This is a genomic window from Chryseobacterium luteum, from assembly GCF_000737785.1.
Classification (GTDB): domain Bacteria; phylum Bacteroidota; class Bacteroidia; order Flavobacteriales; family Weeksellaceae; genus Chryseobacterium; species Chryseobacterium luteum.
Window position 1 is genome coordinate 100,378 of the sequence record NZ_JPRO01000015.1, and the last position, 20,114, is coordinate 120,491.

The 20,114-nt window shown below is 34.9% G+C and carries 20 protein-coding genes and 1 pseudogene; 19 read left to right on the plus strand and 2 right to left on the minus strand.

Annotation, left to right across the window (positions count from 1 at the left end; genetic code table 11):
• From IX38_RS16015 to IX38_RS16035, 4 genes are all read left to right on the plus strand, one after another.
• Positions 1–1,638, plus strand: a complete 1,638-nt coding sequence (locus IX38_RS16015; protein ID WP_034706643.1) for a hypothetical protein — start codon at positions 1–3, stop codon at positions 1,636–1,638.
• 125 nt (positions 1,639–1,763) lie between these two features.
• Positions 1,764–2,732, plus strand: a complete 969-nt coding sequence (locus IX38_RS22040; protein WP_051884821.1) for a hypothetical protein — start codon at positions 1,764–1,766, stop codon at positions 2,730–2,732.
• Between the two features lie 303 nt (positions 2,733–3,035).
• Entirely contained in the window at positions 3,036–3,464 is a 429-nt protein-coding gene (locus tag IX38_RS16030; protein ID WP_034706648.1) for a hypothetical protein, read from the plus strand.
• Positions 3,454–4,143: a hypothetical protein gene (locus IX38_RS16035; RefSeq protein WP_034706649.1), complete on the plus strand. Its 690-nt coding sequence runs from the start codon at positions 3,454–3,456 to the stop codon at positions 4,141–4,143. Before IX38_RS16030 ends, IX38_RS16035 begins: the two co-directional genes overlap by 11 nt.
• A gap of 248 nt (positions 4,144–4,391) precedes the next feature.
• Here IX38_RS16035 and IX38_RS16040 read toward each other — a convergent pair whose 3' ends face one another.
• Positions 4,392–6,866, minus strand: a complete 2,475-nt coding sequence (locus tag IX38_RS16040) for an AAA family ATPase (RefSeq protein ID WP_034706698.1) — start codon at positions 6,864–6,866, stop codon at positions 4,392–4,394.
• An 11-nt stretch (positions 6,867–6,877) separates the two neighbouring features.
• A complete protein-coding gene (locus IX38_RS16045) occupies positions 6,878–7,945 on the minus strand; it encodes a PKD domain-containing protein (protein WP_034706650.1) in 1,068 nt (355 codons plus the stop codon).
• 153 nt (positions 7,946–8,098) lie between these two features.
• Between IX38_RS16045 and IX38_RS16050 the strand changes: the two genes are divergently transcribed.
• The 15 genes and pseudogenes from IX38_RS16050 to IX38_RS16120 form a co-directional block, all read left to right on the plus strand.
• Positions 8,099–8,722, plus strand: coding sequence for a C40 family peptidase (locus IX38_RS16050; RefSeq protein WP_228377980.1), 624 nt, complete (start codon positions 8,099–8,101; stop codon positions 8,720–8,722).
• A 2-nt stretch (positions 8,723–8,724) separates the two neighbouring features.
• Positions 8,725–9,660, plus strand: a complete 936-nt coding sequence (locus IX38_RS16055) for a type VI secretion system baseplate subunit TssG (RefSeq protein ID WP_034706655.1) — start codon at positions 8,725–8,727, stop codon at positions 9,658–9,660.
• Entirely contained in the window at positions 9,657–10,628 is a 972-nt protein-coding gene (locus tag IX38_RS16060) for a TssN family type VI secretion system protein (RefSeq protein WP_034706656.1), read from the plus strand. The genes IX38_RS16055 and IX38_RS16060 overlap by 4 nt, the downstream gene beginning before the upstream one ends.
• 27 nt (positions 10,629–10,655) lie before the next feature.
• Positions 10,656–11,084: a DUF3592 domain-containing protein gene (locus IX38_RS16065; protein WP_084680299.1), complete on the plus strand. Its 429-nt coding sequence runs from the start codon at positions 10,656–10,658 to the stop codon at positions 11,082–11,084.
• Positions 11,085–11,157: 73 nt separating this feature from the next.
• Positions 11,158–12,318: a hypothetical protein gene (locus IX38_RS16070; RefSeq protein ID WP_034706659.1), complete on the plus strand. Its 1,161-nt coding sequence runs from the start codon at positions 11,158–11,160 to the stop codon at positions 12,316–12,318.
• Between the two features lie 31 nt (positions 12,319–12,349).
• Positions 12,350–12,862 (plus strand): type VI secretion system TssO, encoded by a 513-nt coding sequence (tssO, locus tag IX38_RS16075; RefSeq protein WP_034706660.1) that lies wholly within the window; start codon positions 12,350–12,352, stop codon positions 12,860–12,862.
• A 7-nt stretch (positions 12,863–12,869) separates the two neighbouring features.
• The gene (locus tag IX38_RS16080; RefSeq protein WP_051884823.1) at positions 12,870–13,463 is read left to right on the plus strand and encodes a hypothetical protein; all 594 of its coding nucleotides are present in this window, start codon (positions 12,870–12,872) and stop codon (positions 13,461–13,463) included.
• A complete protein-coding gene (locus tag IX38_RS16085) occupies positions 13,441–14,133 on the plus strand; it encodes a hypothetical protein (protein WP_034706661.1) in 693 nt (230 codons plus the stop codon). Before IX38_RS16080 ends, IX38_RS16085 begins: the two co-directional genes overlap by 23 nt.
• Positions 14,134–14,165: 32 nt before the next feature.
• A complete protein-coding gene (locus IX38_RS16090) occupies positions 14,166–14,567 on the plus strand; it encodes a GPW/gp25 family protein (protein WP_228377981.1) in 402 nt (133 codons plus the stop codon).
• A gap of 23 nt (positions 14,568–14,590) precedes the next feature.
• On the plus strand, positions 14,591–16,417 hold the full coding sequence (locus IX38_RS16095; RefSeq protein ID WP_034706665.1) for a type VI secretion system baseplate subunit TssF: 1,827 nt from the start codon (positions 14,591–14,593) through the stop codon (positions 16,415–16,417).
• Positions 16,418–16,483: 66 nt separating this feature from the next.
• Complete coding sequence (locus tag IX38_RS16100) at positions 16,484–16,945, plus strand: hypothetical protein (protein WP_034706667.1); 462 nt, start codon at positions 16,484–16,486, stop codon at positions 16,943–16,945.
• Between the two features lie 14 nt (positions 16,946–16,959).
• The gene (locus IX38_RS16105) at positions 16,960–18,327 is read left to right on the plus strand and encodes a DUF5458 family protein (RefSeq protein ID WP_034706668.1); all 1,368 of its coding nucleotides are present in this window, start codon (positions 16,960–16,962) and stop codon (positions 18,325–18,327) included.
• A 598-nt stretch (positions 18,328–18,925) separates the two neighbouring features.
• Positions 18,926–19,321: a type VI secretion system tube protein TssD gene (tssD, locus tag IX38_RS16110; protein WP_034706669.1), complete on the plus strand. Its 396-nt coding sequence runs from the start codon at positions 18,926–18,928 to the stop codon at positions 19,319–19,321.
• Between the two features lie 119 nt (positions 19,322–19,440).
• Complete coding sequence (gene tssD / locus IX38_RS16115; RefSeq protein WP_034706670.1) at positions 19,441–19,827, plus strand: type VI secretion system tube protein TssD; 387 nt, start codon at positions 19,441–19,443, stop codon at positions 19,825–19,827.
• Between the two features lie 60 nt (positions 19,828–19,887).
• Positions 19,888–20,114, plus strand: a pseudogene (locus IX38_RS16120) (hypothetical protein); the annotation flags it as partial.

Sequence of the window (20,114 nt, forward strand, 5' to 3'; positions counted from 1 at the left end):
ATGTTATTCGATTATAAATTTCATAAAGATACAGCCATTACAAACTCTGCAACGAGTACGCAAATGAGCTTTTCACCTGATCTGCAAAGAGATCCGACATTTTTTGTAGGTAAACTCAATAAAAGAATTCCTTTTAGGGAAGCCATTTCTGCATTGCATGATGTGGTGGTTTCCGATCTGCGTTTCAAGCCGAAAGACAAAACAGAATACAAAGAATGGGTCGCTGAACAGGAAAAACTTTGGCTGAGCGATTATATGGCAGAATTCCAGATAGAAGAGGTCCGAAAAAGAATGGCTGAAGTAAGGGGAGAACTCGATCTGGTGTATAAGGAAAAAAACAGGGTGTTAGGCCCTTTCAATACCGCTAAAAAAACTTATTTCGATTATCTGTACCAAAAAGACAAAGATGCATGGTTTGTTCTCGATCCCGTCATTACGGTTCATCCTGATGAAGTTTTCTTTGAATGTTTTAGTCAGGACGAATCCACTTACGGAAAACTGAGCAGCAGTTACAATGTTTTCACGGAGATCAGCGAATTCAAATGTGGCACGACAAATATTGATTATTCGGCTGCGCTTTACAACGAATTCCAAAAAATAAGGGACTATAAAGACACAGAATTTAAAATTGATCCTTCGGGTTTTGAGGCACTTACCACAAACGAAGAAGTTTACAAGGAAGAAAAAATAGATTTACCAGATTCGTGGGTTCGCGGATTTTTACAGGTGAGTTCTGCAATGACTTTACCAGCAACGACTTTCGATCTTCATCCGATGGATATTTTCAGTATTTGTCAGTTTCTAAGGAGGTTTAAGGAGAAAAAAGGACCGAGAGCACTGCGTTTTATTCTTGAGCCCGGAAAACCTATTCAGGCAGTTTTTGAGCCGTGGTACGAAACATTAACTTTTCACCGTTCTATTTATAAAGGACCGGAAAGTAAAACGATCAGAATTTGGGGGAGAAGAAGGTTGTTGATTCTGGAAAGATTGATTCCTATTGCCAAAAATTTCAGAGTGGTTTTATTAGGAAACGGACTGCCTTCATTTTATATTGCGGATTTGGGAGATATGTCCTTTACTCTGGGACTTTCAGGATGGACCACCAATGATTGGAGCAGAGCCGGAAATTTTGATCTGATGGCTCCGAGAAGTCATGTGGATTTACTGACTCAGGAAAAAGTTTTCAATGCCTTAAAGGAAACATGGTTCGGAACCACTACTGAACTTTCAAGAAAACTGAATCTCGATACCGCTACAGTTTCGGCTTCGCTGACGTCTTATACACAAGCGGGAAGAGTAATTTACGACCTCAATTCGGGATTGTACAGGGTTCGTGAACTGACCCAGGAACCTTTGGACATGAAGCAGTTGCGTTTTTCGAGTCCGCAGGAGGAAAAAGCGGATCAGCTGATTTCGGAAGGCAAAGTGAAAATTGATTATAGTGTAAAAAATGAAGTTCTCCATATCTGCGGAACGGTAAAAGAAAATAATTCCACTCACAAAACGGAAGCTTTTATTGATAAGGACCAACGATTGACGGACGGAAATTGTCAGTGCGGTTTTTACAAAACAAATGGTTTAAGGCAGGGTCCTTGCGAGCATATTTTGGCAACGAGAATGATGCTCAACAGGAAGTAATATTGGAAGTTGAAATAATGTCTTAGGGTAATTTCTACACGAGGATGTTAAGCTATTGCAAGGGAAGGTTTTGCAAAACGATGTGAAATCTTATTAGGGCTCTGTAACTGAGAATAAATAAAATTATGAAAATATTCATTTCCTTAATTTTTAGTTTGTGTTTTTTTTTAAACTCCTGCGCGCAACAAAAATATGAAAAACCTCCAGGATTTGGAAAGGGTAAAATATATAAAATTCAAAAGGGAATTCCTTATAAAAAAGAATTTAATTATCTAAATGTAAATCAATTAGATAAATTAAGTAACGGTTTGTTCTGTTGGAAAAGCGATAACGATTGTCAGATACTTGATGGAAAAACAAAACTTTTTAATTACTATCAAACTTCAGGAGATGATAATCCTACACTTGTCCCTTATACTTATGCAGAAGGAGAATTTTTAAAAGGGAAATATCAAGGAATCTGGAAATATTTTGATAAAAAAAGTAGACTAATTAAAAAAGAAAAATGGGCTAATGGTCAACTTATTTACAGGAAAGAATATAATTTTAATACCTGTGATAACTGGGAACAATACAAATTTTCTAATATCAACTCATCAGAATATAATTCAATTGAACAATTTAAAAAAGATTTTTCAATTAAATCCGGGAACCTGGTTTGTGAAAATGGTATTGTTAAAAGTATGCAATTAATATTTGAAGACGAAACGACTATTCAATTTATATCTATTAATAACGGACTTACAAAAGGACATGAAATTCAAATTAAAGGCGATCCTGTTCCATCAGGGAAAAGCTATTTCTATGATAAGAAGGGTAACGTAAAAAGAATATCTGAAGTGGAAAATGAGCTTTTAGAAGGAAATGGTCATTATATAGATTACTATTATCCCGAAAATAAAAAGAATTCAGGTGTTGTAACAATTCCCATTAAGAAAGCTGAAGGTGAGGTAAGAAATAATTTGAAATTTGGAGAATGGAAGTATTACAATAAAGAAGGAAAAATGGATAGTATCAAAACTTATGCTTTAAAAGATTCTATAGATGTGCGTTTTCCATATTGTATTTTTAATAAAAATGAACCTTGTTACTAACATTGAGTCATTATAAAATATTTATTGGCAAATCGGAATATATGGAGAATTACGATGTCCCTAAATTTATAAAATTAGAGAAAAACAATATACTGTTGATCAATCTTAATGGTTTAAAAGAGCGTCAGTATCGTTTATATTTTTTCATCAGGAACAAAACTGCTAAAATTAACAGTCCATTTAAAAATCAAACAAAAACAAAAAATACCTCCATCGAAAATTCGGCACTCCATTATAAAAAACTCCAGTGGTTCGAATCGTAAGATTTACTATATTAACGATTATGATTAATTTGTAAGTTTTATGGACAGAAATACAATAAAAATTACAGTAACAGTAATCCTTGTCAATTTATCAATTGGAAACGGGATTTTATTCCTGGGAGGTTTAAACTCGTTTAATGAAGATGTCAATTATCCTTTGATGATTGGGATGTCGGTCGCTTGTATTGTGTTCTATATTCTGTTTTTCAGATATTCAAAATTTGAAAATTATAATACTTTCAAGCTAATTCTGACTTCTGTTTTGAGTTGTATGACGATTTTATTTATTGGTAATTCTCTTGCGTTGATGTTTAAAGAACCAATAAGCGAAGTTATTGATAATCTGCCTGCAGCTATTTTTATGGGAATGATGGGAATCATGATATTTTTTCCTGTTTCCCTGATATTGGGATTGTTAAATTTCAGCATAATAACTTATTTGAAAAGACGAAAAACGAATGAAAATTAAAAATATACTCAAGATTCTATTGGCCCTGTTTTTTCTTTTCAGTTGTAAAGACGGCAAAAAGGAACCTTTACCATCCGGCAATGGCAATGAAATATCAAATACGGAATCCGTTGAAAAAACCAGCATTAAAGCATTAGAAAAACCAGCATTTAAACCTTATTCAGATTCTTTTCTGAAAATAGAAGATGCATTGTTGAATAACCATAAAATGATTTTGGATAAGAAAATCTTTGATCAGCTGTATCCGAAAAGAGATTCTGTCAAAACAGAAATCTGGGAGTGCGGAAATCCTTTTAATTGGCTGGATGACAAATGGATGACCAAAACCTATGGAAAGTACAATGAAGACCGTGATACCTACGGAGATTTTGATGGAAAGGTAACTTCGATTTACACCGGCAATGTTCAGTTTGATACCAATAATCATATTGTGCTCTTCAATACTGCACTTTCAAAAGGGAATGAGTTTAAAATCAAATCTTATCAAATTATACTGAACGAAAACACAACATTAGAAGAGTTCCAAAAATTTTTCCCCAATTTGAAGAAAGAAGAATTGGAGCATAAGAATGAGTGCAGATTCAGGATTGGTCTTGAGAATGACGGCGATGATGCTTTTTTATTCTATTTCGAAAACGGAAAACTAAAATCATTCAATTTGTGGTGGCTGCTTTGTTAAAAATATAAACTGCTGATATTAAAATATATTTGGCTTTTTCCGGTCATTAATGGTAGGAATTCTAATATTGAAGAATAACGATAACTTATCAAAGCCAATGAAACGCCAAACCATGTTCAGAACTTTCATTAGCTTTGATTATTACTTCATTTGGAAAGTCCGGCGTTTTCAGAGGAAGTGATACCAAAAAGATGATAGCTGCCAGATTAAGTATTGACTAAATTCAGAGTTCAAAATAGTAAAATCCTTTACTCCTTCTTCTTCCAGACAATTTCTTCACCTTCTAAAATAACTTCTACTTTGTCGCCGTCTTTAAATTCCCCGGCAACAATTTTTTTAGCTAAAGGTCTTCTTAATCTCCCTCTGATTACACCTTTCAATGGGCGTGCTCCGTATTTAATGTCATAACCTTCTGTAGAAAGATATTCTTTCGCCTCCTGGCTGATAAAGAGTTCAATATTCAGATTTTGCGCTAAATCCAATAATTCTTTTTTCAGGTGAATTTCAAAAATTTTCAGGGCATTATCTTTGCTGATAGGAGCAAAAGGAATGGTTTCGGTAAGCCTTCCTAAAAATTCGGGACGGAAAAAACGGCTCATCATTTCTAATAGTTTGGATGACTGCGGAATTTCTCCGTTTCCGAATGATTCAACAATAAATTCAGACCCTATATTTGAAGTAAACAGAATGATGGCATTTGAAAAGTCCCCTTCTTTACCCAATCTGTCGTGCAGTTTTCCTTCATCCATAATCTGAAGAAACACATCAAAAACAGAAGTATGCGCTTTTTCAATTTCATCAAAAAGTACAATAGAGTAAGGTTTCTGTCTGATTTTATTGACCAGAAGGCCTCCTTCTTCATATCCTACATATCCCGGAGGCGCTCCGTAAAGCAGTGCCGCAGAATGTTCTTCTTTAAATTCAGACATATCAAAACGGATAATCGCATTTTCATCCTGAAATAAAAATTCCGCCAGCGATTTTGCCAGTTCTGTTTTCCCGGTTCCTGTGGGTCCCAGGAAAAAGAAAGAACCGATGGGCTGTCCGGCTTTACTCAGTCCGGAGCGGGTTTCCAAAACAGCTTCCGAAACAATTGTAATGGCATGATCCTGTCCTACAACTCTTTTTGCAAGAACGCCTTCCATTTCATTCAGCCTTTGTTTTTCTTCTTCTTTTAGTTTTCCTGTCGGAATATTTGTTTTTTGAGAAATGATAAGCGCAAGATCAAATTCTGTAATATGTGTTCTTTTTTCCTGGGCAATCTTTTCTGTTTTTTCAATAAGATTTCTTGCGTAAGCTAAAAGTTCATCCGTATTTTCAAATTCAGGAAGCTCATTTTCTTCTTCATGAGTATCTGCGGTACTGATAAGGTATTTTGTTTTCTCAACTAAATCTTTGAGAAGCCAGTCTGCATGCATCTTCCGTTCATCTTCCGTATAATTATTGGTGTTGTCCTCAAGATGAATAATTCTTGTGATAAGGTGATTTCTTTCCTTTAAAAAAGATTCGCCTGCCGTTTTTAAAACCGACATGGTGTGATCAATAAGATCAATTGCAGAAGCCGGAAGGCTTTTTTCCTTCATGTACCTTTGAGAAAGTCTTATCGCTTCCCGCATTGTCTGGTCATCGATGCTGATTTTATGGTGAATCTGATAATCTTCCAAAGTTTGCTTTAACATCCTGAAATGAATTTCATCCGTGCTTTCTTCCAGCTTCAGAAGCTCAAACATTCCTGCAAGACCCTGCTCTTTTTCAATTTTTTTGGTGTACTCTTCTATGGTAGAAGTGGCAATAAGGGTAAGGCCATTGGAAAGCTCACTTTTTAAAAGGTTGATAATTCCTGAATCTGAACCGTGGCTGCCAAATAAAGAATGAAATTCCTCTATAATCAGCACCGATTTGGGAATTGCTTTCATTTCGTGGGCAATATTTTTGATACGGTCTTCAATCTCTCCTTTGTAGGAAGCTCCGGCAATCAATGCCCCCATATCAAGTTCGAAAATTTCCAATCCGCCCAAAATATCAGGAATTTGTTTCAGGAGTACTTTTTGTACAAATCCCTCAATGAGTGCTGTTTTTCCAACACCGTGATCTCCAATAACAAGTACATTCTGCTTGCTGTACCGGCATAAAATTTCTGTAATTCTGTTGATTTCGGTATCTCTTCCGACAAGTAATTCTTTTCTGTTCTTTTTCTTAACCTTGTCTTTAGTATTGATGCAATATTTCTGAATAAAGCCTTTGCTTGTTTTTTTGATAGGTTCGGCTGTCCCTGTCATATGATCTTCTCCAAAAGAGGATACATCTTTTAATAATTCATTTCTTGTTACCGGAAAAGTTTTCATCTGATCAAAGCTAAAAGCAACACCGGGAGAACTTATGGCGGTCATTATTGCAAAAAGGGAGATTTCCTGTTCATCCAGGATTTCTCTTATCTGGTCTGCTTCAGCAAAAATCTCATCAATAATTTCATCCGGTTCACACGAATATTTATTCGGTGATTTCGGTAATTCTTCTATACGGACTTCGGCCCATTCTTCCAGATAAAAAACATCCACGCCAAGATTTTCTAAATGCTTCAGCAGCGACAGGTCTCTGTTAAGCATTGCTTTGAGTAAATGTGCACCGGTATATTGAGCGTTGAGGTTTTCCCTTCCGATTTTTTGTGCAATATTGAGGGCTTTGGTAACTTCCTGGCTATAAGTGATTTCTTCTTGATTCATCGTTTTTGTGTTTATTTTTCCTTCATCCAAATCATCATTTTTTTGACTTTATATTGAATGTTTAGATTCTGAATACAGTTTTTTTGATCTTTATTGATTCTCAGGGCAGTAATTTTTATTTTTTTACCGGCAATCAGTTGACAGAATTGATCAAAAGGGATTAGTTTTTTATCATTAACAACTACAGGAATGTCATATTTTCCGCAGAGATAGTCTTTGAAATCATCTTTTGTTTTAAGCTGTGCTGCTACCTGATTTAATAACAGCTGAAGTTGTTCATTGGAGATTTCAGGAGCTTTATTCTCAATTGATATAGAATCTTTTTTCAATTTAGATTTTGGAGACACCGGGATGTATTGAAGCATATCTACCAAAGGATCTTTCTGTGCACTTCCTACAGGGAGTGAGAAGGCAACATGAGGTCTTTCAAATTCATAAGACTTCATATCAATTTTCTGTTTTGCTATGATAGTTTTGGGAGCTACATAGATCGTTTTCACAGCGGTGTGTTCTACATCGCCATTCACGATAAGTGTTATTTTTTTCTCACCGACAGATTTAAACTGATAAGAAGGGTTTTTATCAAGAGCATCAGTACCTCCATTTTCCCCGAAACTCCATTCCCATGATTCTCCACCTTCTTTTTCAGCATCAAACTTTACAGCTTCTCCAACGGAAACAACGTTCGGGCTTATAATTGCGGGTAAATATCCGGTTTGCTGGCTTATGCTGGAAATATTGATGAGCTTTTCATGGACACAATTACCGTTAATTTTTAACTTAACAATATAATCTCCCGGTTTTCTGTATTGATGAAGTGTTCGTTGTCTCAAATCAACGGCCGTACTGTCTCCGAAATCCCATTCCCAGGACTTGGCTCCTTCTGTATTGTCATAAAACTCTACTACACGGTTAATCATAAATTCATCGGAATGAACAATGAATTTTGCATTTTCACAATCCACATGCCTGCGGTATTGGAATGAAAGAACGATTAAACCCAGCAGTAAAAGGACTCCCAAACTTGCATAAACTTTGGGGTCAATATTCGAAAATAAATTGATCTTGGTTTTCTTCATTGTGTTTTTTGTGTTCAGGACAAATATATTTATGATTTTATATATAAAACAAGCTTTTTTTTTACAGCAAAATAATTTTCGTGTTATTTTTTTAAATATATTTGTCAAACACAAATGATTTGATTAATGTTTTCTCAATGGCAATTCTACAAATTGATAGTAGTTTTATTAGGTCTGCTTTCAATAATTTCTTGCGGTACCCAAAAATATATCCAGGAAATCCCTTATAATTTTTCATCCGAAACGTATGCTGAAAAGGCAGGCGGAATCCAAAATAATGTCAACTCACAATATTCCAATGTGGATGATAATATTGAGAAATTAAGCGATGAAGAGCTCCGCATAAAGGAAAAATATTCCATCATAATGGAAGTGATGCCCAAAATAGTTACCAACTACAAACTATACTCATACATTGATAATTGGATAGGTACTCCATACAAAAAACAGACATTAGAAGAAAAGACCGGAGTAGATTGCTCTTATTTTATCCAATCCCTGTACAGCGATGTCTATGGGGAAACTTTCCAAAAAACACCGGACGGTATCTTTCGTTCAAAATCCTTACAATTATTTACAGGAAGAGCCTTTTTAAAAGAAGGGGATGTTTTATTTTTTCGGTATGACAAGATGCACCCGATTTCCGATGTGGGGATTTACCTGAATAATGACAGGATTTTAGCTTGCACGTCCAATGGACTTAATATTTATGATTTCAATGATGAATATTTTCAGCTCAGGTATGTGGCAGCAGGAAGGCTAAAACCGAAAAACTAATTATGGAAAAACTAAATAACCTTTCGAAACACATCACCTCGCTTAAACATGACATCAGGGGAGAAGTTATCATCAACAATCTTTTGAAGAGTAAAGATATTGATGAATCCCAGTATGTGGTTTTTAGGCAAGGCCAGTTTTCCAGGGCATTCCGTTTTGATGTATTGGATTCTGAGGTGGTAGACTATGACCTCGACGATACCCAAATGCTGAAAATTGTACTTTCCCGTGACGGATTTTACGATATGCTTCCCGAGAATTTAATCCACGCAGCAAGAAATGATTCGCCTGAAAAGGATGTGGATGGGATGATCCAGGAATATCAGGTACAAAAACGGCAACAAAAAGAAGCAAGACGGTTTTTTCAGCCTTTTGAGAACGAAATATTTAGTTATGGTGTTGCCATAGAAGGATTTGAACAGGACTTTTTATCTGATCTGAATGGCTTTTTAGTGCCTGAAATGTTTTACGATTTTTGGGGAATCAGTAAAGATCTTCCATCATTATTGGTGTCGAAATTCATCAGAATACTTCCCTATACATACAAAATAGTAGGTAATATAGATCTGGCATGCCAGATACTTTCATCATTAATAGAAGAAAAAGTAAGTACGAATACAAAGGCTTACCAGAAATATCTGGATGAGGAGCAAAGTATTCTGCTTGGGAATGCTAGGTTGGGATTGGAACTGATAACCGGTAATAGTTACGATGATTATTCAAGTCACTTTAATCTTCGGATTGGTCCATTGGTCAACTCTAATTTCTCTGACTACATTCATGATGGAGCTATGAAAAAATTTGTAGACCTTTTTTATGAATACTTTTTCCCGATAGAAGTTGAGATAGAAACAACCATTTTACTTCCCGAAGAAAAAGAAAATTTCGAATTCCATTCACAACAAAACTCAGTATTAGGCTATAACACACGCATATGACACGATTGAAAAAATATTTTATTAATTTATTTGAACCGAAAATATTAGTAGCAATTCTGATTTTTTTGGCTATCAGTATTATCCTTACCATGGTCTTTTCCCAAAAAGTTCCGGAGTTTAAGCAGAAGTATAAAAGTAAATTTTATACCTATATTTTCTCTGTAGCCTTTATTTATTCCATCATTGCATTTTTGGGATTTAATAAGCTGTTTCAGGATAATAACCTGTACGAATTCATTTTTTATCAGGTATGTTCTTTAGTGATAGGAGTGATCCATTGCTCGATGTACAGAACTTATTTCAGAAAATTTGGGACAAAGAATATTGGAACCGAATATCTCTTCGCACTTGTAACAATAATGTATTCTGCAATACCCTTCATACTTATTTTTACTTTTCTGAATGGGATTGATTTCTCATTTTTAATGTTAGGACACTTTCTTATATTCTTTATGCCAATATTTCTGAATGATACCTTCAACAGAGCAATGGCAATACCGCCGAAAATCTATAAAACCTGGCAATTCCCTGAAAATTATAAAGAACTGGCAGGGGTAAGCGATGAAGAAATGCGGGATTTGGTAGTATTTACATTTTTAATGGATAAAGACCGTCATGCGGAAAAATATAGTGTTTACCGGGCAAAAGGTCCTACAAGAGTTGATTTTGGAAGGTTATTTTACAACTTTGTAATAGATTATAATGAAAGACACTCTGAAGACCAAATTGAAATAGACGGACCCAATGGCCTTTACAGCTGGGTTTTCTTTCTGCAGCCTAAATGGTACGAATCTACGAAGTATATTGATCCCGATCTTACCCTTTATATGAATGGTATAGAAGAAAACAGTGTCATATTCTGCCTCAGAACCAACGAGCTGGCACTGCCGGAAGACCGAATAGGCAACGAGGTTCCCGATTTTGAATATGATAAAGAAAAAGACAACGAAAGAGTTATAAGCGAATAAAAAAAAATCAAAAAAAACATAATATAAATGAGTAAGGGCTTATTATCAATAGGAATACTTCTTCTGGGAATAGCACTGTATATGGGATACAATAAATATACATTTTTGGAAAATGCCATTACAGCAAAGGCCACAGTTATTTCCTACAGAACAACAACAGATACAGAAACAAAGAAAAACGGAAACAAAAGAACTACAAAAAAGATCACCTATTATTATCCCACCTTTGAATTTAAAGATGCCCAAAATCGTCTTACACAGGTAGAATCTAATGTAGGGCATGGTAATTCAAAGCCCTATTCAGTTGGAGATCAGGTAGAGATTGTATATTCAAAAGAAAATCCACAGAATGCCAGGATTAACAGTTTTTTGAACCAATGGCTATTCACAACAATTGTAGGAAGTTTTTCTTTACTTTTTTTAATTATAGCTTTTACATTTAAAATAAAAAAATAAGATTTTGACTTTTTTTAAGAGAGCAGTGAAAATTTTGATAATACAATAAATTCAGTAAGAACAAGTAAACACCATGATAGAAAAACTAAACCACTTTCCCGTAAACTGGATAGACGGGATGAAAATCAATAAGAATCATTTTGCAGATGTACAGGATTTTGTAAGCGATTCTGTAAGAGATGCGGTTGGGATTCATACTTCTATGATTAATTACGGGTTATTGCCTGTAAATGATTCCATTAAACTGAGCCTGATTATTGATAATCATAAACTACTTAGAATAAAAGTAGAAGAGTGCCATGCGATCAGTCCAAGCGGATCAAGAATAGATATCGGTACCGGAAGTTCCGAAGCCATTAATCTCTCGATCCCGTATCCTGAGGCAGCATACGAAATAAAAGATAATGAGAGCGTGGTTTTGATGGCTTGCCTTTCTGTGAACCATTTTAAAAGAACACCTTTCGGAGAGCCCGACCCCGAAGAAAACCCGCCAAGATATCCTTATACACAGCCTGAATATTCATTAAATCTTGTTCCGGAAAAGGAACTGAAAAATACTTTAGGCTTCGGTACAGGCTATCTTACAATTGGTAAGATATTGGTCAACGCAGGAGAGTCCAGAATTGATGAAAATTATATTCCACCCTGCGTAAGTATTACAAGTTCTAAAAAATTACAGGATTTATATGTGGAAATCGACCGTTTTTATGGGCAGATTGAATTGTACGCCGTACAGATTGAACAAAAAATCCACGTAAAAAAGCAGAATAATTCCTTAGCTGTGATGATGGGACTGATGGCGGATAAAACGCTTAATTATCTTGGCCAGGAAATCAACAGGTTCAGGTGGCTTTCTCCACATACACCTCCGGCGAATATGTTGCTGTCGGTCGTTGCTTTGGCAAGAGTGCTTAAAAATTTTATTGATGCGCGTTCAGGAGCCGGAAAAGAAGAATTACTGAATTATTTTGCGGAATGGTGTAATGTGAGCCAGGGATATTTTGAAACCATTTTTTCAGATGTTATCAATACAGATTATAATCATAACCATATGGATGTGACCATTGCCAAAGTAAATGTTTTCATGAAAACTCTTGAAGATCTGTATTCGGTCCTTAACAGATTGGATTACATCGGCAAAAAACGGGACGGAAGCATCTTTGTTTCAGAAAATACAGACGACAGAGATTCGGTTATCCATTCTAAACGAAGCAGAACTTTTCTCGCAGATTAAATTTAATTAAACGCAAATATTACTCATTTATATGGAAGTCCTTAATAAAAAAGAACGCTCGAGAGCTTTTTCCTTTTTCATCCTGTTTTTCGTTATTACCGTTATTGTTTTGCTTGTTGCTGTATTTTTTAATGCCTATTTTCCTTTCAAAGAGAATAGTTTGCTGAAAGCTGAAAATGCAAAAATGAAAAAAGAAATGGAAACTCAGGACAAGTTTTCTTTCCAATTAGAAAAAGTAAAGGCAGCTGTAGATTCAATAGGTGTACCGGGACAAAATGATTTCTTCAACGAGAAATTATCATTATCCATTCTTGCCGATATGTACAAGCAGCTTCCGAAAGACACTCTGAAAAACAAAATCATGTATAATAACACCATCATGACCTTTAAAGATCTTGTGGATGCTAAAAAACAGATTAAGCAGCTGTCCGGAAACCAAATGACAATGGACAGTCTGAGTACCATCAATAAAACTTTAAAGTCGGAATATGATAAAATAAAAACAGACCTTGATGTTTGTCGTCAATTGTATCAGGCACAATAACAGAAAAATGAGAAATTCAGTATTCATTCTTATTATTTTTCTTTCGGGAATGTTCCGGGCAAATGCTCAGCAGAAAGCTGTTCCAGACAGTGCAGGTATTTCCTATGCGAGCTATGACTGTGGAATTGTACAGACCAGGCAAAAACTTGACAAAAAGCAATTTGCCAGTACTACACCATTATACCTCAGGGTTAACAATAGCGATTATGTTTATGCTACACTGCAGTTGGGGAAAAGGAAAAACAAAGTTTTTATGTACATACAGATTTTGGACAAAAATGTATGTGTAAAAAAAGACAAGGTTTTGGATGTTTTTTTTAAAACAGGAGAGGTGGTTACCTATAAAAATGGTTTTTCGCTGAATTGTGATGGTTTTTTTGCAAAACAGCTCAGTAAAAAGGAATTTGAAAAGCTGAGACTTAATGATATCGATCTGATCAAATTATACACTTATAAAAAGAACTATGAACTGTATGTAAGTGAAGTTCAGAATATTGATATAGACAATCAGCTGGACTGTTTGTCTGTTTATAAAATTAAAAAAACTGACGAAGTAAAAATTAAAAAAACGAAAAAAAATGAGCCCGCTTCCGGAACTTAACCTCAATCTTGGAATGTCCAATATCGACCCTGCTACGAATGAGAGTAAAGATGAAATTGTTGTGAGAACCGATTCCGGACTTCGTAAGCACTCCATATCAATGATTATTTCGGATCAGGAAGCTGGAAAGGTTCATTTGAAAATAAACAATAAAGAAGTTGAGGTTCCTACTTATAAACTTACGGTTACTGACGATAAAACGAACGAAACCGAAGCTTATCAGGTAACAAGAGATACTTTAAATTTTGTAAAAACGACCACTAAAAAAAGTTTTCTTTCTTTTTTAGGAATTAAACGGTTTGATAAAACTTCTTTTTTGTATGAAAATATAGCCTATGAACCGCTTCGCGAGAATATTGAAAAATTTGATATTTCCAGACATCGAAGTCTTAGTCAGGATAAACTTATTTACCTGCTTTCGGGAAATGGACAGAGTATAATGCTTTATTCCGGTAACATCAATGAATTTGAAAAACCGGATGAAATCAATCAGTATTTTATCATTGTCGATAATAATGATGGTAAAAGCTTTATCGGAGATATTTTATACCGTGAAAAATTTTTGAAACTCACACCAAAAGTAGAATTGCAGATTATCAGAAGAAGCAAAGTGGCGAAAAATTTTGAATACGATGATAAAGGAAATATTAAGAGAACGATTTATTTTTAGAAATAATGAGAGGAGTATACTATAAAATACCAATGGATTTCGAGGCAATTGTTAATAAGAAAGATGCCCATAAAATTTCTATTGATAATTCCATAAGCCAGCAGATTTTTCTTATTTCTACAACAGCTTTGGGAGAATGCAAGTTTGATGAAACCTTTGGGACAGAAATTTGGGAAATGGATTTTGACCTTCTTAAAACGGATAACAGCCTGAAAGAATTCATCGTGAGTTCTATGAAAAAAGCAATTGTGATGCACGAAAAAAGACTTTTGCTGGAAGACGTAGAAGTTTCTGTAAAAGACCATAACCTGGGAACCATTGGAAAAAGAAGAATGAAAAAAAGAGTTGTTATCTCTGTGAAAGGACAGGTTTTAGAGACCAACAGGCCTTTTCTTTTCCAGAATTCCTTTTTTGTAGGACCCCTTTCATATTAAAAAACACAAGACACTAATGACTAATGAATCAGGAAAGAATTAAAGATAGAATATTAAGAAGAGCAGCAAGACTTTGGGGCTACAATGAATTGGAAGCAGAAACTTCCTTTGACCCGGTGGTGAGTCTGCTTCTTTCTGCAACTGCTTCAGAACTTGAGAAATTGGGGTTTGAACTGGAGAGTTCGCGTTCAAGAATTATAGAAAGAATTCTTGAAATTATGTTTCCGGAAGAAGTTTCCGGGGTTATTCCTTCAAGATCATTGATCCAGGTTTTTCCTTTGGAAAATCAGTCAAAAATATCTTTATATAATCATTTTAAAACGAGTAAACGTATTCATAACGTATTCAATCCTGTTGAAAGCGGAAGTAAAGATGTTTTCTTCTGTCCTACTATTGAAGCAAAGCTTACAACGGCGAAAGTAGAATATATTGCTTACGGAAATACATTGAACCGTGTAGAGAGTTTCTTCTTTACAGACCTCTTATCAAAAGGAGAACAGCATATTCCTTCCGGAGAAATGTGGGTGGGAGTCCGTTGCAAGGAAAAGGCAGATCTTGAAAATCTGATGTTTTATATTGATATTAACAACAATTATCAGAAGGAACTGTTTTTTTATTATCTCAGGCAGGCAAAGATTTATTTCGGCGAAAAAAAGTTTTCATTGCACGAAGGTTACAATGTTGATCAGGAAAACATCAATCTTGAAAATATAGTTACTAAAAACTACTCGGACCTTGAGCATATTTATACAGATGTCAACCAATATTATTTTTCCAATTTTTTCACTTTAAAAGAAAAATTATCACACACTGATAAACCTGAAAAGGTAGAACTGTTTGAAAAGTATTTTAAGGATAATAAACTCTCAGATGACGATGATATTTTATGGCTGAAATTCAAATTTTCAGAAGCGGTTGTAAGCGAAGTGCTGGAAAATGTAAGCGTTACTTTAAACTGCATTCCCGTTGTAAATGTTCATAATATAACATCTCATCACCGTGTAACAGGGAGGCTCAATATCATCCCTATTCAGTCAGATGACTATTTTCTGGACCTGGATTATGTTGCTGATGACAGAGGCCGACGGTTTGATGTGAAAAATTATGCCGCTGAAAACAACGGAATTTCTGCAGTTTTAAGAAAAGGTGGTGTTTCAAGATTTGACCAGCGGGGAGCTTCAGAACTGTTACAATATCTTTTGGAACTAATAAAAGATGAAACGGCTGCTTTTTCAGGGATCGGCGGAGATTCGGCAAAGGAGACCTTGAGGCAGATTAACCAGAATGTTGCGGCATTACACCAGTTAGCAAAAGAAAAAAGTTTTTCGCAAGCCAATAACCCCTATTTGGTTATTACTTCTGATTCTCAGGATGCAGAAATTGCGTGCAATGTTTCATGTTGGCTTACACACGCAGAAGAAGGAAATGATATTAAACCTGCCACAATTTTAACTGTAGAAGGTTCAGATGTCTTAGCATTGGACAAAACAGCTGTAATGATTAAGTCTTCTACCGGAGGACGAAAAAGCCTGTCTCCACAGGATAAGATTTTGGAATACAGAAATTCATTGTTGACAAGAGGCAGAATCGTAACAGTGGCTGATATAAGAATTTTTGGATTAAACCACTTTAAAAGTACAATAAAAGATGTAGAAGTTTCTAAAGGAACCAAAAAAGAAGTTTCTTTAAAAGGAGGATTTAGTAGAACCATTGACATCTTTTTGATCAGAAATCCTGATGTAAAGGATTCAATTAAAGATTCAGAATGGGAATATTTATGTGAGAGCTTTTTGCTTAAACTAAAAAACGCCTCTGCTAATATATATCCGTACAGGATCTTTGAAAAATAAAAATATCACTTAAAAAAGTTGATGATATTAACTAAACACATTTATTAACCCTTTAAAAAAACACTTATGTTATCGAACAAAGGAATTGGTGGAAATGAAGTTCCACTGGATGCAAGTGAGGCGATTTTTGAAATCCCTCAAAACAGAACGCTTTTAGCACAAAAACTTACCGCAGATGATCCTGTAAAACCGGAGCTGGTAGAAGGATTGAATACTATTGATAAAGTTTTTGAGCATTTCAAACCGGAAATTAAAGTGGATTTCGAAGATGCAGAAGGATCTGTGAAAATGGAAAATTTAAAATTCAAAAACCTGGGAGATTTTGGCACAAAAGGAATCACGGGTCAAAGTGGATTTTTAAGTGGACTTGAAACAGAGAAGGATCAGTACCAAAAAATTATTAAGCAACTGAAAACAAACAAAATTCTTAAAGCAGCTCTTGAAGATCCGGATGCTAAAAAAGGATTATTGGATACCCTTCAGTCATTAATCAAAGAATTGGAAAGCAACACTGTCAACAATAACTAAAAAAAACACAAACTATGGCAAAACAGGAAGAATCAGTACAGGCTTCATCAGCTCCGGTATTGGAACAAAAAAAGGGGTCTGCATCCTTAGAAAGCAGTCTTAATAAACTAGCCCGTTACGGAGGTTTCGATTTGTTGGAAACATCTATTGAAGGCGTACAAAACATCAATCCGGACAGAAAGGCAAGAAGGAAAATCTTCTTGACAGAGCTGGCTAAAGAAAAAGAAAGAGAAACCTTAAAGAAAACTCTTGAACTTTGGGCAAACGTGATCAGTAAAAACGATTCTTTAACTGATATGGTTGCAAATTGTGAAGATCAAAGGAAATCTTCCGAAGATTTACTTTCTAAAAATTTATCAAAAGCAGTTGATATTACCAGAGAATTAGAAGCTAATTATAGAACTGCTGCCTTATTCTACAAAAATACAGAATCTGACAAGGTGAAAAATATCACGATTGTCAATGCAAATCTTGAACAGCTGAAAGATCTTGATAATACAAGATTTATCGACACCATTCATGCTGAACTTTCAGACAATTACGATAGATTAGATCTTAAAAGCAACTATGGAATCCTTGTTATTCCAGGGTATTTAGGATCAAATAAAGTGGTGGAGAAATGGGCAAAACTGGCTCACGAAAACAAAGTAATGCTGGTGACCGATTTTGAACACCTGGATGAACCGGATGATGTAATGGAAATGTTTGACCAGGCGTATTTGACGGGAGGTGATGTTTACAGAGCCAATGTTTTAATGACCTGCAACTGGTTGGTTGGAAGAGGAAGATTTGAAGATATCAACGAAACTGAAGATTTATTTATCCCGCCTTCTGCCGCTTTAGCAGGAAAAATTTACCATACATTGATGTCTCAGGTAACTGCAGGTAAAAAGTTTGGAGGAATCAATGAAGTGGACGGTGTTAAATTCGATTTGAAAAAAAGTGAAATAGCCAATCTTGAAAACCTGGGGCTTATCCCAATGGTCAATGAGTACGGAAAAGTAATGGCATTCTCAGGTAAAACTTTATTCAACGGAGATAACCTGGGACTTCAGACCTATTCTGTTGTAAGAGTTTTCGATTATGTTACAAAAGTATTGATGGACTTCTTAAACAGAAGAGCATTTGAAAACTTTACTGCAGTTACAAGAAAAGAAATTATGAACCAGATTGTTCGTTTTCTTGATGGAATTACCGGCCCTGGTAAATTGATCGAAAATTTTGAAATCAGGAAATTCGAGCAGGATCCTGTACAAAAAGACAGGATTCATTTAGATATTCACATGAAACCTTATTTCCCGGCTAAAAACTTCCTTATCAAAATGGATGGTCACAAAGGAGATGACGGTAATGAATGGGAAACAGAATACGAACAGAAATAAAAATCAGAAATAGGATGTAGGAATTAGAAAATAGAATAACTATTTTTTCAATAATTTTTTAAAATTATTTAATTTCTATATTATTCATAATTTGTGTTTCAGCGTGGAAAATTATTTTCCACGCTTTTTTATTTAAAAGCTTTGCTTGTAAATTTTAAAAAAAATTAGAGTTCATTTATTTAAGGGTATGGTTATTTATGAATTACTTTAAATATGCATTTGGTTTTTTGTAGAAATTTGATTTTTAATAAGTTGCGTATAAAAAGGAATTAGTGTTGAAATAACAACGTAAATAAATTATTTGATTTTAATTCATAAAAATAAACAAGATATATAATTTTATCGTTTTTAGTTTATTTGATTAAAATTGTATAATTATTGTCATTATTTCATTTATTTTGCTATTAATTAATATTTAACATAATAAAATACTTTAAAAATTATCAATTATTTATTTGTGTAACTAAAAATAATGTATAGATTTGACAAGAATATATTCCCTAGTTGGTCATTATAAGAACAAATATATTTATAAGTGCAGGGGTATATTTCCATTATTGGTGTTATTAGATATTTAAACCTAAAATATATTTTTATTATGTCATTTAAAGCAAAATTCAAAGTAGCAGGAAAAGAGTTCACTGCCCTAAACGTAAGCTACGGATTATTCCAGGAGACAGATGCAACGGGGAGGCCCTCTACCGTAACAAGAGGCGGTAAGATTGATGTTGTAGTAGAAGGTACCAACTCTACAGAACTTTTCGAATGGATGACCAACTCTTTCGAAAGAAAAGACGGGAGCATCGTATTTTACAAAAGAGACAGCGATGCTACCTTGAAGGAATTGAAATTTACAGAAGGTTACCTGGTAAAGCACAAAGAGAACTTTGATTCTACGGGTGATAATCCTTTGACAGAAACGTTTACGATCTCTGCAAGAAAGATTGAATTAGGAGGCGGTTTTTACGAAAATGAGTGGCCTGGTAACAAGTAAATAAATTAAGAATGGGCAATAAAGCATTGCCCATTTTTTAGTTTTCTCAAATTGTAGTGAGTGAATCAATAAAGATAATTCACTATCAACCGACAACCATTAACCAACAAACTACTAATATGTCCTTTTTATCCAAATTAGAATTAGACGGTAACACGTATAATATTTTAGAATGTAAATACAGCTTTACACAGGCAACGGACGGAACAGGAAAGCCTCAGGGAATGCCTCAGGGCGGGGAAATCTTCATCCGTATCGAGAGCACCGGAAATCCTGAACTTCTGGGCTGGATGCTCGATCATAACCAGACCAAGAACGGGACGATTACTTTTTTCAGGAGAGATGCTATGAGCAAACTTCAGGAGCTTACTTTTGAAAAAGCGTACTGCATTAAATTCACGGAACATTTTAATTCCGTAGATGCAGAACCATTACAGATTGAAATGCATTTGATTGCCAGGAAGTTTGATGTCAACGGAGCGATTCACGAAAAAACGTGGAAATAGAAATTCTTTTCTGTTTTCGGCCAATTTAACAACACAAATCCAAATAAAATAGAGAAAGTTATGTCCTATTTAGATGATGAAAATAGTTTCGGCACCGGAAATTTAGGAAGCAATATGCGGCTTAATCATCCCGATGATCTCAAAAAACACTTTTCTTCCAAAACGTTCAAAGATTTTTTGGCAGACAAGCTGAGTCCGCTCGTGTATTGCACATTGAGTTTGGAGGGAAAACCTTTTCTTGATAAATCGGGTTTTTCCATCAACCTCAATCAGAATACCAATGATCA